The following is a 14058-nucleotide window of genomic DNA, read 5'->3' on the forward strand; positions in this document are numbered from 1 at the left end:
GGCGTAGAAACAGACCCCGTTTCCGAGGTAAATCATGACTCGAGCTCAGGCTCTTAACAAACTGATGATCGTCATTGGTCTTCTTTTCGTCCTTCTTGTGTCCATGCAATCCCATGGTCAGACTCTTCATCACAAAATGAGTGTCGAACTTTCCCCTGGTTTGAAAATGATCAAAGTGCAGGACACTTTGACCTTCCCGAAGGATTCTCCGCGCAAATTGAGCTTCCTTTTGCACAAGGACCTGCAGATCACTGTCACCAGTGCGGATGACTCCATTGCCCTGTTGCATCCCGCAACCTCGCAAGAACCTTATGCTGAATACGGACTGACTTTGGGCAGCAGCGACAACAAAGTCTCGGTCAGTTATTTTGGTGTGATCTTTGATCCCGTGGTAAACGACAACAGCAACGGTTTGATCTCTCCGGAAGGGGCCACACTGTTTGGCAGCACCTACTGGTATCCCTTTTTCCTGGACACACAGATCAATTTTGAAATCACCGTTCAAACACCTGCCGACTGGACATCTTTGATTCAAGGACAAATCACCAGCACGGCCTTTCAAGGAAGCAGCCGTATTGCCCGTTTTGTCGAGATCTATCCCCAGGAGGAAATCTATCTGGTGGCGGGTCCCTTTAAAAGCTATCAGCTGGACACCGCCTCGGGAAAACGGATTCAGGTCCTTCTTCGCAAGGCCGATCCCGCTTTGGCACAAAGTTTCCTGACTCTGGTTCCGGACTATATCCAGCATTACAGCCAACTGATCGGCCCTTATCCCTATACAACCTTCACGGTGGTCGAGAACTTCTGGGAAACCGGATACGGCATGCCGGGCTTCACCCTGCTGGGGCCCACGGTGCTGCGCCTGCCATTTATTCTGAATTCTTCTCTGCCACATGAAGTTCTGCACAACTGGTGGGGCAACAGTGTTTATGTGGACTATGAGAAAGGCAACTGGTGCGAAGGCCTGACGACTTATATGTCAGATTACTGGCAGCAGGAAAAGACCGGCAACGATCGTGGATATCGTCTGAATACCCTGATCAATTATGCTGACTTTGTCACCAGCCAACCAGAAAAAGACTTTCCTCTGCGCCAATTCCGGGGTCGTCACAACTCCAGCTCTCAGGCTGTGGGCTATGGCAAGTCGATGATGCTTTTCCACATGCTCGAGTTCCGCCTGGGAAAGGAAATCTTCACCAAATCCCTGCAGGATTTCTACACACAGAATCTTTTTAAGAAGACTTCATTCCAAGATATTCAAAGAAGCTTCGAGAAGATCGCGAACCAAAATCTGGAACCCTTCTTCAGCCAGTGGCTGGATCGCGTGGGCGCTCCCCAACTGGAACTCAGCGATGTAAAGCTGATGAAATGGTATGATGGCTCCGTCACGGCCACTTATATGCTGAGCCAAACCCAGGAAAAACCTTATGACCTGAATATCCCTGTCGTGTGGACGCTTGAATCTGGTGCGGAAATCCGACAGATCGCACGTTTGACGGAAAAAAGTCAGGTTTACTCTTTCACATCTCACTCTCGCCCTGTGAAAATCGCAATTGACCCTGACTTCAGAATCTTCCGCCATCTTTACATCGAAGAACGCCCGGCAACGCTGTCCTCGGTTTTAGGCAGCAGTGAAATCAATTACTACTTTGACTCCAGCGACAAAAATGCGCGCAGGTTTGCCGACGTCTGGTCTGCCAAAACTGACGGCAAAGACGTCTATCATGACCTCACTCAGGACATCGCGATCCCGGAAAAAGGTGCGCTGGTTTTCATTGGGGATCAATCCTCCTTCGTGAACTTTATAAAGCAGGAGCTGGCGGATCAAAAGTTCAACATCACAGACAAAACTCTGACAGTGGATGGGCAGACCTTTAATCTGAACGAGGTCAGCTCGGTTTTTGTCGCTCGTCTTAAACAGCGTCCCCAGCAGACCGTGGTATGGGTTCGCTGGAGTGCTGACAACAATCCTGTGGAATGGGCCGGACGCCTGACCCACTACGGAACTTTCGGTGTGCTCGTCTTTAAAGGCCGCCCGGTTGTCCTGAAAAGCACTTGGCCGGTTCTGCAGTCGCCTCTGCAGAAACCTCTTTAAGCAGATCTTCCATCGCTTTGACTTCGGCCTCCAGGGGGCCGAAGCGCTTTTTCAGCTCCCGGCTGATTCTCATCGTCAAAGCAGCGTAACCGCGGCGGGATGAAAATCTCCAGGCCGGATGTTTACGATAAGAGCGAAGATTCTTTTTCAAGGTCTCCAGCTCTTCGGCAAAAACCAAAGAACTTTCATAGATCTCATCCAGCGTCAGATTGCTGAGATTTCCCAGCTCGGCCATACAAATCAGTTCCAGTCGTCTGATCCCCTGATGGTCCCGGGCCTTATAGCACGTTTGCACCTTTTGCCACATTTTCAAGGACCACTGCTGAAAGGTCTCTGAAGATTCAGATTGCATATCCGGATGCAGCAGGCGCGCCAGTTTTCGATAGGTCGAGCGCAGGATCAGATCCTGTTCCGCGATTTCGGAAGAGGGCGCCTCTTCCTGCGAAACCTGACCAATCATTTGATGCAAAAAATCCTTCAAATGCGAAGGCATGGGTTTTAAAAGCTTCTGCTGGTAGGACAGGCTGCTATTTTGCCAAAGGCGCGCCAACAACTTCCAGTCCCCGCACTTCATGGCAATTTGAAACACCTCTTTAAAAAGATCGTATCCCACGGCAGGATCAGCAAAGTGCCGGCTCATGACGTCATCCCCGGCCTCACTGAAATAGTAATACAAAGAACGGGAATGGCGATTCAAAGATCCCAGCCCGCCCTCGGAACTCCCCGCCAGTTCAGCCGCAGGAAAAAGACTTCCTGTCACAAACTGTTCAAGTCTGTTTTCACCTTCTGGAGCGGGCTCTTTACTGGCCCACTTCAAACGCTGTTGCCGCAGGTTCTCGATGACAAATTTCCAGTCCTCGTCCCCTGCCTGATACTGGTGTTCTTCTTCCTTCAGCAGTGCATAGGCCTGCGCCAAACTGACGTTGGCGGTTTCAGCGACATGTTTTAGATGAAGATGAAAGGTCGTGAGGGTGCGGTACCGGCGCTCCAGCTGCTCGCCGGCCAAGCGCTCTTTGCGGAAGGTCAGATTGTACCAGTCCTCGTAAAGCAACTGATCCCAGCGCAAAAAATCAGCATGGTCTTTTTCCAGCTTGCGGATTTTTTTCAGCAGACTGGCTGTGGCCGAAAACATTTCCGTGCGTATTTTATAGTCATCGATCACCGAAAGACAGCGCGACGCACAGGAACCCACAGGTTCACCATCAAAGTTGAGATCATCAGGATGCATAAGGAGCAATGCCATATCACGGCTCCCTGGACACCGCTAATAAAATCAGCCTTTCGCTGAATCATTCAGCAATGATGACAAGCGCTATGAGGGCTTTGCTGGGCATCTCAATTTGAGACAAGATTAAACTCCGCCCATGGACCTTCCGCCCGTGTTCAGACAAACCCTTCAAATTCCGATAGGTTCTAAATGAAAAAGACAATGACCAAATCCGTGAACGTGATACTTTTGGGCCTGACTCTTTCTTTGATTTCTTGCCAGACCACTCCGCAAAGACAGCCCAGTTCGGTGAATGTACCATCGGAACTTAAACCTGTTATTGAAAATCTTTATCGCGAAAAGTTTCAGTCTGAAATTACCAAAGAGCAGTTGGAAATCATCAAACGTAAACGCGGCAACGGACACTCTCCGCGTAAGAACGATGCGTTTCCTCCCCCAACACCTCCTTACGAAAAAGAGTTCAAAACCCTGACGGCCCAGTATCAGAAAAGTCAGCAGAAGCAGGATGACGATTTGAAAAAGGCTCAGGCCCTACTGTCCTCGGTTCGCACCGACACTCCGGTATCCATTTTGGCGCAGGATACGACACCCTGGCGCCAGCAAAGGCAGGAAGTGGAACTGAAGAACCCCCATGATTTTTTGCTGACTCAGGGCCGCCCCAACCACGTCTTCAATTTTGACCGTGTTCGCAGCTCTGATTTTGAAATTCGCATCAAAAACTATTTACTCAGCCATGATGATCCTTATGAGGAAAGAAAGAATGATTTCCTGGAGGCCTCCATCACGTGTGATGCTCCATTTGCTGTGAAACGAACTTTCTCGAACAAAAAGTATGGGGCTCGCCAGACGGCGACCTTCCGCCTTTATGACAGCAAGTACAATGGCGAAAACCTGCGCCTGGTGCCGAGCCCATGGGTGAAGGAATGCGAATTCAAGGCCGGGGAAAAAGGCGCTGCTGCTCTGTACGGCGCTCGCTTCGTGGAACCAAAAAACCCTTATCTGGATCTGCACAGCTTGGTCGAGGGTTGCCTTATGCCTCGCACGGACAACCTTTCAGGTATTCAGAAGTTCTTCCTGACCGACAAATTTGATTCCATGACCTGCCCCGAGGCCGTGCCGGCTGTCATCAATCTGCCAGAGGCGGAGGATTCTTTGAAGGCCAAGGCGGAGGTTCTGCTGGGTCAGCCTTTGCCGACCAATTTCATGGGTCTGCATGATCCGCTGGCGCCTTTGGATTTTTCAAAGGCTCCGTATTTCGACAGTATCTATGTTTCCTATCTTGTGTTCCGTGCGGATTACTATGGCACCTTTATGGCGCGCCTGCTGGAGTTTCATGCACAGCGTGGAACGAAAATCAAAATTCTGGTGGCGGGTGTGATCACTTTGGAGAAGGACGTCAAAATGCTGCACGCCCTGGTCGCACGCAACCCCAACATTCAGCTGCAGGAACTGAAATATCAGATTCCGGCCGGAGGCTCGTTGGGAGATCGTTTTGATCGCCTGCACCGCTCTATGCACGTCAAACTGCTTTTGACCCTGTCAAAATCCCAGCCTCAGAACAACGTGGCCTTCATTGGGGGCCGCAATATTCATGACGGATTTATCTTCAAAACCCCCTACGATTATCCGAACCCTGACATGGTCAACTACGTCAAGGGAGACGAAAGTTTCGTACACTGGCGGGATTTCGAGTTTAAAATCCACTCTCAAGATTTTACCGAAAAAGTGGCGGCCCACTTCCTGACCATCTGGGACCGGGATGCCAAGACCATGCAGTTCCGCAGTATCAACATCAATCTGCCACTGGCTTCACAGGCCTCGCCATCCTACTTTAACAACCGCGAGCCCCTGATTCGCCACTATGTCTCTGTCCCCTACAAAGACGAACAGCGCCTGATCGACCTGTATGTTGAGATGCTCGACAGTGCAAAGAAAAAGATCATGATTTCCACCCCCTATTTCCGTCCGCCCAAACCCATCTTTGAGGCCCTGGAGAGAGCGGCCGCCCGCGGTGTGGAGGTGACCGTCATCACACGCTTGGATCTTAAGGGCGACACCGTGGACTGGATTTTAAGTGAATCCAACAAACCCACGGTTAACAAACTATATGAAAAGATCGCCCTTTACGAATACACCGAACCCAAGGTGATTTTACACTCTAAGATCGTTTTGATCGACGATGTGTTTTCGTTCCTGGGATCTGTGAACTGGAATAAGCGCAGCTTCTTCCACGACATGGAAAACGGCACCATGATTTATGGAGCGGCCTACAACCGGGAAATGACGGACATCTACAATCAGTATAAACGCGATTCCCGCCTTATTGAGGAGAAACTGAAAAGAAACTATTTCAAAGCTCTGATTGTCGGAATTTTTGACACTGAATTCTAAAACCGGAATTTTTTATTAAAAGCCCAACATGACGTAAAAGAAATTTGGGGGCTCCAGCCCCGTCTGATAAAACAAAGGCCTTCAATTAACAGGAGGCCTTTTGTGCTTAAGTTCATTCTTCCCCTGATCTTATTTGGTGCCACATCTTCTCAAGCATCTTTCGTTGCGGTGACTGAGTGCAAATCAGCCTCCAGCACCCATACACTCAAGCTGATTCAAGTCGGCGCCGACGTTCTGGCAAAACTAGACAATAAAAGAGAACTCAATGGCGGTGAATTTGGCGGCCGCAACCCAGGGCAAAAGAAGTACAAAATTACCGGCAAAACCCTGACAACCTATCGGGTGCACGGCATCAGCCTGCCGGAACTGCGTGAAAGTGGTCACGCCACAGAATTGGTCGCAGGCATGATGTTTTCGCGATCAGAATTCGATGGCGAGTACGACATGGTCTATTCTTACGCCAGTGAACTGATTCACGATCTTGAGTGCAAATAAGAAAAACTCATCCTCTGATGCAGAGAAAAATAAAAAACCCACAGTCCTGACAGGCTGTGGGTTTTTGCTATTTGCTCCTTGAGGACTCTTTTAGTGAGTGGTGTCGAGCATTTTAACGACTTCCTCGATATGCTCTGTCTCCATGCGCACCATTGAGCGGATCAATTCTTCCAGAGCAACATCGTCGTGACAATGCTTCAGAACAGCTTTGTATTTCTCCAAAGCTGCCTCTTCAAATTCAAGGCTTTCTTTAAGAATATCCAAAACCTTGTGAGTTTTAGTCTCTGGCACTGGGGATACGCGCAAAGTGGGATGCCCACCCAAGGCTGTCACTTTCTCACCGATAATGGACGCGTGTTGATAACCTTCATTGGCCTGGTCGTGGAACCATTTAACGATAGGAATACGATTAGGCCCCTTCACCATCAAAGCGTAGTGAAGATAACGAACCACGCCGGAGATCTCCATCTCGATAATTTCATTCAATAGATCAACAACGATTTTATTTTTATCTGTCATAAGACCTCCCTGTCCATTCATAGGAATGATTGCAGAAAGCAGACCTCAAAGCAACAAGTGAAAACTTACTGAAAATAACCAAACTTGATAATCGTTTTCGATAAAAGATGTTCTAAAAAACAAAAGACCTTTTTTAACCGGAAAACCGTTCAAAAAGGTCGCAGCGCAGGCGTGCTCTAAGCACTTCGAAGCGAGAAAGCCCCGACGACAAGAATAACATGATATTCTTGCGCAACCGCAAGAAGAACACGGGCAGAAGCCCGCAGCACAACGCGGTCGATGGGGCCTATTTTAACAGATTTATTCATCATCCAATTCGTCGTCACCCACCACACCGAGATTGTACTTTTCTATGCGATATCGCATGGATCGGAACGAGATGTGAAGCAATTTAGCCGCTCTCTTTTTCACTCCACCGGCAGCATGAATGGCCTTGATCAAAAGTTCTTTTTCAATCTGACCCATCACCTTATCCAGATCCACCCCATCGTCACCGATTTCGATTTCATTGGAAGAGGCCATCTTGCGCCCTGACGAGGTGTTGACCATCGGAGGCAGGGATTCCGGCAGAATCGTCGCCCCACCTTCCAAAGCCACAGTGCGCTCGATCATGTTTTCAAGCTCACGCACGTTTCCTGGGTAGTCGTACTTTTTCAGAATCTCCATGGCTTCAGCGCTGATCGCACCGATATTCTTGTTCAAGCGCTCGTTGTACTTTTTCAAGAAGTGATTGGCCAGCAGCGGGATGTCATCACGACGATCGCGCAGGCTTGGAGTTTTAATATTGATGACATTCAAGCGATAGAACAAATCCTGACGGAAGCCGCCTTTTTGTACCATTTCCTCAAGATTACGGTTGGTTGCCGCGATGATGCGAACATCCACTTTCATATCGTCCGTCGCACCCACACGACGAATCACGCGTTCCTGAATCGCACGAAGAAGCTTTACCTGAATCGTCAAAGGCAACTCGCCGACCTCATCCAGGAACAATGTTCCGCCGTCTGCCACCTCGAAAAGACCCGCTTTATCAGCCACCGCTCCGGTGAACGAGCCTTTTTTGTGACCGAACATCTCTGATTCCATCAGGTTTTCCGGGATCGCACCGCAGTTCACGGTCACAAACGGACGATCTTTCAAAGGTCCGTTATAGTGAATCGCCTTGGCGACCACCTCTTTACCCGTACCGGATTCCCCGGTGATCAAAACATTTGTCGGTGTTTGCGCCACACGTTTTACCATATCGTAAATTGCGTGCATCGCCTGAGAGTTCCCCACCATGTTCTGGAAGGAGTACTCTTTCACCAATTCCTTTTTCAAGGATCTGTTTTCCACTTCCAAATTGCGGGAACGAAGAGCATTTTGAATGTTCAAACGAACTTCGTCGATCTTAAATGGCTTGGTCAGATAGTCATAGGCACCCATTTTCATGGCTTCCACGGCTGTTTCGGTTGTACCGAAAGCTGTGATCAGCATGAACACTGTGTCTGGATAGGATTCTTTGACATGCTTTAAAAGTTCGATCCCCGTTACATGAGGCATCTGCAAGTCAGAGATGATCATATCGAATGTTTTTTTAGTCAGAAGGTCTTTAGCTTTTTGGCCGTCTTCCGCCAAAGTGATCTCATAGCCTTCTTTTTTCAGCATGATCTCTAAAAACTCGCGGATTGATTCTTCGTCATCGACAACAAGAATTCTCGACTTCATGTTATGTGCTCCCACGTCCTTGTGTTAAAAACTATTCTCTCAGTTCGCTCTGGGGAAAGTCAAAATAAACTCAGTACCTGCGCCCACTTCACTCTCGACAAAGACTTGTGCCCCATGCCCCTCAAGAATCTTATGTGTCACAGCTAGACCAAGGCCTGTGCCTTTGGGTTTCGTTGTGTGAAATGGTTCAAACATTTTCTTCTTCGTGACTTCACTCATCCCGCTGCCAGTGTCACGAATGCGCACGCGCACTTCTTTATCCGTGACCAGGGCCTTCACCGCCAACTGCGGATTCTGAGAATCATTCATAGCCTGGTAAGAATTGATGATGATATTTAGGAATGCCTGCTTCAGCTTATCCCGGCGCCCCAGGATCTTCAGCGAGTCGCCGTACTCACGGACTTGCTCAACATCCGCACGAACCTGGGCATTGAGCTTCATGGAGTCCAGAATCTCGGTCAGAAGAGACGACAAGTCCACCGGATCTGTCGGCGGCACTTCCGGTCGAGCATAATCCAGGAACTCGGTGATCAGATTGTTCAAACGGTCAATTTCACGCAGAACAATCTTCATCAGACGACGGTCATCATCATTGGTCACTGTCTGTGTCAGCAGTTCGATACTGCCACTGATACCCGCCAGGGGATTGCGGATCTCATGGGCGATCCCCGCAGCCAGCCCCCCCACCGCCGCCAGTTTTTCATTTTGACGGGCAGCATACTCCAGCTGACGAATTTTGGTTAGATCATCAAAAAGTCCGATCGACAGATGAGCCTTCAGCTCGGGACTGTAGATCTTCGACAGGGTCATACCCAAAATCTTTTGGTTGGCGTCATTGGGGGAAGTGTATTTCACATCGCCCTTGAACAGACCTTCGGTCTTTTTTGTCTCAGGGAACAAGGCATACCAGTTCTGATTCACAAGATCCGGATAACCCAGGATTTCGGCGGCAGAGGAATTGGCTTTAACCACCTCCCCTGATTCGGTGAACGAAACCATTCCGGTGGGAATATTTTCGACCAAAACTTCGTTCAGCTCCTGGGCCGAACGAAGACTCGCTCCGGTCTCTGTCAACTCTTTACCCACAGACTGAAGCTGTTCGCTCAGATATCCCGAAAGCGCCGCCACCGAGAAGAAGGCAATGTTATTCAGCGCCAGAAGAAAGAAGAAGTTCAGGGCCTTCATCTCTGGAGAGAACAAAGCCGCAATGGTAAAGAAGATGCTTGTGAACAACGCCAGTGTCACCGCACCCACCCCACGGCAGGCAATGCCCGCCAGCAGGATATTCACCAGATGCATAAACAGGAACAGGGACTGATTGATTCCCGAGTGATAAATCAACAATGAGATCAAGAGCGAATCAACCACAAAGCCGACAAAAAGCCAGCTTGGATTTTTAAGCAGGCGTTCCCATTCGGCAAACCACATGATGTGCAGACCGAAGGCAATGCTTAAAATTCCATAAAACGGCCCCAGCACCTGCCAGTTGATGAAACCTTCCTGAAACACACTGGAAATAACACTGATCAGAAGAATCAACGCAAAAAGGCTGACGCGTGCAAACTCCACCGTCAGCCCCTGATTTTGACTTTTCTGCAAAGCAAAACTTAATCGCATCTACTGAACCACATCCGCCATGTTGAAGATCGGCAGATACATCGCAACAACCAGAACCGCGATAATCCCGCCCAGAACCACCATCAAAAGTGGTTCAAGCAAAGAGGTCATGGCTTTTACGGCCGTCTCAACTTCATCCTCGTAGAAATCCGCGATCTTACCCAGCATAATATCCATAGTACCGGACTGCTCGCCGATGGAAATCATCTGAACGACCATGTCCGGGAAGGCTTTTTCCTTCGCCAGAGGAGACGCAAAAGTACGCCCCGCAGTCACGGACTCTTTACAGCGCAACAAGGATTGTTCAATCACCGCATTGCCCGCAGTTTTCGCCGAGATCTCAATGGCTTCAATCAACCCCACCCCGGATGCCAGCAAAGTCGACAAAGTTCTTGTCAAACGGGCAATGGCGGATTTTTGCACCACCTCACCAAACACCGGCGCTTTCATGATGAAGCGGTCAAAGGTGTCCTTCCCGGCATCTGTTTTCAGCCATTGCATCAATGCCATCGGGCCAAGCACAGCAATCCCCAGATAGATGTACCAATTATTGATCATGGAGTTACTCAGGGAAACCACCATCATAGTCAGCATTGGCGGTTCTTTGCCAGAGGACGAGAAGAACTCCATAAATTTAGGAATGATGAAGACCAGGATACCCGCGATCACAATCATTGCCACGATGATGATGACGATTGGATAAACCAAGGCCCCCTTCACCTGGGCTTTGATTTTCTCGGACTTTTCCATGTAACTTGCCAGACGCTGAAGAATACCGTCCAGAATACCGGCCTCTTCGCCCGCCTGGATCATACTCACATACAATTTATCAAAGACATTCGGCACCTGGGACATGGCTTCTGCCAGACGGCGCCCGCCTTCGATCGAGGTTTTAACCTGAGCCGAAGCTTCCTTCAAAAGCCCTGGGCGCAGACCCTCTGAAAGAATCTTCAAAGAATCCACCACCGGAATACCAGCGTTGATCAGGGTCGCAAACTGACGTGTGAAGATCTGCAAATCCTTCCCCTTCACTGACGGGGCAAAGATGCTGGCACTTTTACCGGCCGAGGCGCGAGTCGCGCCGAAGGCCACCACACGAACCGGCAAAAGCTGCTGCGCACGCAGACGGATGATGGCTTCCTGTTGAGAGCCGGCTTCAATCTCCCCTTGAACCATTTGACCGGTTGCATTTTTCGCTTGGTACTGAAACTTTGCCATCTTAGATACCTACCTTCTTCAGAAGCTGATCCAGGTTGTCAGGTTGTCGGGACACCTCAAATGCGGTTTTCAGGTCCACACGTCGGCGAATCAAATGTTGTAACAAGGACTGATTCAAAGTCAGGATGCCGGAATTTTCCGGAGCCTGAAGCAACAGATTCTCCAGAGCTTTGAAATCCTGCTCTTCAATCAGGGCACGAACCTGCGGTTTCATCAGCAGAACCTCATGCGCAAAAATCTTTTCACCACCAAGCCCCGCAACAGGATACTGGCCCGATGCCATGGTCAGCACCTCAGCCAGTCTTGGAGCCCCATGCTCGGCATAGCGTTCCCCCAAAGTGGAAAGCACCCGCCGAAGAGCATTCGTGACCGAAGGCGCTTTCATCGAATAAATCACAAAGAGGCCCTGCTCTGCCAAAGACATGGCTTCCAACAGGGATTCCTCGTCGGCAAAACCATCGAACACGACCATGTCCACTCCGGACATCAGGCATTCTCGTTCCTCAGATCGGGCAAATTCACCGTTGTGATAGATATAACAAGACTTGGCTTCCTTCACCTGCGGGAAGGCTTTGCGCGAATAGACGACACCCAGGAAGGATTTTTCTTCAGAAAGTTTTTGCAGGATGCGATGCAAGGCCCAGACTTGCCCGGCTTCTCCGGGACCAGAAAGCAAAACCAGCCCCTTCATGCGCAAACAGGCATCCAGCAAAGAGGGGGGAAGCTGAATTTCCTGTTTTCCACCATCCAGATCCATATCCAAAACGGCCTTCATGGTGCTTTCATGCTGGAAGAAAGAAAAACCGATACGCAGACTGTCCAGCGCGGCTTCACCCTGCACGACACCCGTTGTTTCCAGAACGGCTTTTTGCTGAGTGCTCAGCAGACTTTGTTGCAGCAGATTCCATTCCGTCATCAAGGCCGGAGACGAACGCAGACTGGTCCAGCCGGAGGGCACGCGAATTCGCGGCTCACTGCCGACAAGAAACAAAAATTCTTCCGCCTTCTTGGCTTTCGCCTGCAAAAGTAGCTCGGTCAAGCTCATTAGGTGTCCTTCACTGATGCGTTGAGCACTTCTTCAATAGTTGTTACGCCACGTTTTAGTTTTAACAGCGCACTTCGACGCAAAGTTCTCATACCTTGTTCGCGTGCCAGATAGCGAAGCTGTCCTGTGGAGGCGCCCTTCAGGATGGCCTCTTTCATTTTCTCACTCATGGACAGCAGCTCATAGATCGCCAGTCGCCCTTTGATGCCGGTGTTGTTGCAGTTCGCACAACCTTTGCCGCGCATCAGTTTGTAGTCACCCACTTCCGCCTGTGGCACTCCCAGATTCAGCAGCGTCTGCGCGGGAACCTCCACCGGAGCCTTGCAGGATTCACAGATTTTACCCACCAAACGCTGGGCCACGATCAAATTCACCGTGGAGGTGATGATATACGGGGCCACACCCATCTCTGTCAGACGAATGACCGTCCCCGGAGCATCATTGGTATGCAGTGTACTTACGACCAAGTGACCTGTGGAAGCGGCTTTAAACGCAATTTCGGCAGTTTCGATATCACGAATCTCCCCCACCATCACGATGTCGGGATCCTGACGAAGGAAGGACTTCAAGGCACTGGAGAAATTCAAATCAATATCCGGATTCATCTGAACCTGATTGATCCCCTCAAGGTTGAACTCGACCGGATCTTCCGCAGTGGAAATATTCACATCCGGCTGATTCAATTCAGACAGGGCAGAATAGATCGTCGTGGTCTTACCGGATCCTGTGGGACCCGTGATCAAAACCATTCCCTGCGGCAAATGAATGTTGGACTTAAAGAGTTTAAGATCGTCCTCTTCAAATCCCAGCTTGGTCATGTCCAACTGCAAATTCGATTTATCCAAAAGACGCAAAACAACTTTTTCACCCCAAAGCGTTGGCAGGACACTCACCCGGAAGTCCATCTCTTTACCTTTGGAAGTTCGCACTTTCAAACGACCATCCTGAGGGCGTCGGCGTTCTGCGATGTCCAACTTGGACATGATCTTCAAACGCGAAGAAATCGCCGGACCGGAACCTGCCGGAGGGGCACTGGTCTCGATCAAGTTACCGTCGATACGATAGCGAACACGATAGCTTTTTTCATAGGGCTCAAAGTGAATATCTGAAACCCGGCGACGGATAGAGTCCGCCAAAATTCCATTCACATATCTAATAATAGGAGCATCCGTACTGTCGGCTGGACCGCCATCGATGATCTCGATATTGGCGCCACCGGCATCCTGAAATTCCGGATCAGATTCATCCAGCGCCAGAAGTTTTTTCTGAACAGAAGAACCATAGTATTTATCAATAGATGCCATGATGGCACTTTCAGTACCAACAACGGCCTGGATTCTCATGCGGGTGATAAATCGCAAGTCTTCTTTAACAACAATGTTGCTGGGATCAGCAAAGGCCACGACCAGCGTGTTCCCTGCTTTTTGCAAAGGGATTAGTGTGTTCTTTTCACAGACGTCCCTGGAAATCAGCGAGATCAGCGACGGCTCTATCTCGAAGGTATTGACCTCGACTCCGGGAACAGCGAAATGTTTTTCAACAGCGCGCAGGATCTGGTTTTCTTTCAAGAAGCCCAGTTGAATAATAGAAGTAGTTAATCTCGATCCGCTTTTCTTTTGCTCTTCCATTGCTGCTTGCAATTGGTCAGGCTTCAGCAAACCTTGCTTAACTAAAATTTCCCCGATTTTGAGTGAAGACATTAGGACTCCCCTGGACTAAATTTACTCCAGGGTGCCATTTTTT

Annotated in this window: 10 protein-coding genes; 3 read left to right on the top strand and 7 right to left on the bottom strand. The window is 49.5% G+C overall.

Annotation, left to right across the window (positions count from 1 at the left end):
• The first annotated feature begins 34 nt into the window (after nucleotides 1-34).
• Nucleotides 35-2095 (top strand): M1 family metallopeptidase, encoded by a 2061-nt coding sequence (locus tag ACZ5ZV_RS12325; RefSeq protein ID WP_464117302.1) that lies wholly within the window; start codon nucleotides 35-37, stop codon nucleotides 2093-2095.
• Here ACZ5ZV_RS12325 and ACZ5ZV_RS12330 read toward each other — a convergent pair.
• Nucleotides 2025-3338: a hypothetical protein gene (locus ACZ5ZV_RS12330; RefSeq protein WP_464117304.1), complete on the bottom strand. Its 1314-nt coding sequence runs from the start codon at nucleotides 3336-3338 to the stop codon at nucleotides 2025-2027. The genes ACZ5ZV_RS12325 and ACZ5ZV_RS12330 overlap by 71 nt on opposite strands.
• 174 nt (nucleotides 3339-3512) lie before the next feature.
• Between ACZ5ZV_RS12330 and ACZ5ZV_RS12335 the strand changes: the two genes are divergently transcribed.
• Nucleotides 3513-5714 carry a phospholipase D-like domain-containing protein gene (locus ACZ5ZV_RS12335; protein ID WP_464117306.1) on the top strand — a complete coding sequence of 734 codons (2202 nt, stop codon included), beginning with the start codon at nucleotides 3513-3515 and terminating at the stop codon, nucleotides 5712-5714.
• Between the two features lie 102 nt (nucleotides 5715-5816).
• Nucleotides 5817-6209 carry a hypothetical protein gene (locus ACZ5ZV_RS12340; RefSeq protein WP_464117308.1) on the top strand — a complete coding sequence of 131 codons (393 nt, stop codon included), beginning with the start codon at nucleotides 5817-5819 and terminating at the stop codon, nucleotides 6207-6209.
• A 90-nt stretch (nucleotides 6210-6299) separates the two neighbouring features.
• On the opposite strand, the gene ACZ5ZV_RS12345 is transcribed toward ACZ5ZV_RS12340, so the two are convergent.
• From ACZ5ZV_RS12345 to pilB, 6 genes are all read right to left on the bottom strand, one after another.
• Nucleotides 6300-6728, bottom strand: coding sequence for a ferritin-like domain-containing protein (locus ACZ5ZV_RS12345; RefSeq protein ID WP_464117310.1), 429 nt, complete (start codon nucleotides 6726-6728; stop codon nucleotides 6300-6302).
• 300 nt (nucleotides 6729-7028) lie between these two features.
• Entirely contained in the window at nucleotides 7029-8435 is a 1407-nt protein-coding gene (locus tag ACZ5ZV_RS12350; protein WP_464117312.1) for a sigma-54-dependent transcriptional regulator, read from the bottom strand.
• Nucleotides 8436-8474: 39 nt separating this feature from the next.
• The gene (locus ACZ5ZV_RS12355) at nucleotides 8475-10052 is read right to left on the bottom strand and encodes a two-component system sensor histidine kinase NtrB (RefSeq protein ID WP_464117314.1); all 1578 of its coding nucleotides are present in this window, start codon (nucleotides 10050-10052) and stop codon (nucleotides 8475-8477) included.
• Nucleotides 10053-11270, bottom strand: a complete 1218-nt coding sequence (locus ACZ5ZV_RS12360; protein WP_464117316.1) for a type II secretion system F family protein — start codon at nucleotides 11268-11270, stop codon at nucleotides 10053-10055.
• A 1-nt stretch (nucleotide 11271) separates the two neighbouring features.
• Nucleotides 11272-12315, bottom strand: coding sequence for a twitching motility protein PilT (locus tag ACZ5ZV_RS12365; RefSeq protein ID WP_464117318.1), 1044 nt, complete (start codon nucleotides 12313-12315; stop codon nucleotides 11272-11274).
• Entirely contained in the window at nucleotides 12315-14015 is a 1701-nt protein-coding gene (gene pilB, locus ACZ5ZV_RS12370) for a type IV-A pilus assembly ATPase PilB (protein ID WP_464117320.1), read from the bottom strand. The genes ACZ5ZV_RS12365 and pilB overlap by 1 nt, the downstream gene beginning before the upstream one ends.
• Between the last annotated feature and the right edge of the window lie 43 nt (nucleotides 14016-14058).

The sequence above is a fragment of the Bdellovibrio sp. HAGR004 genome, assembly GCF_055397015.1.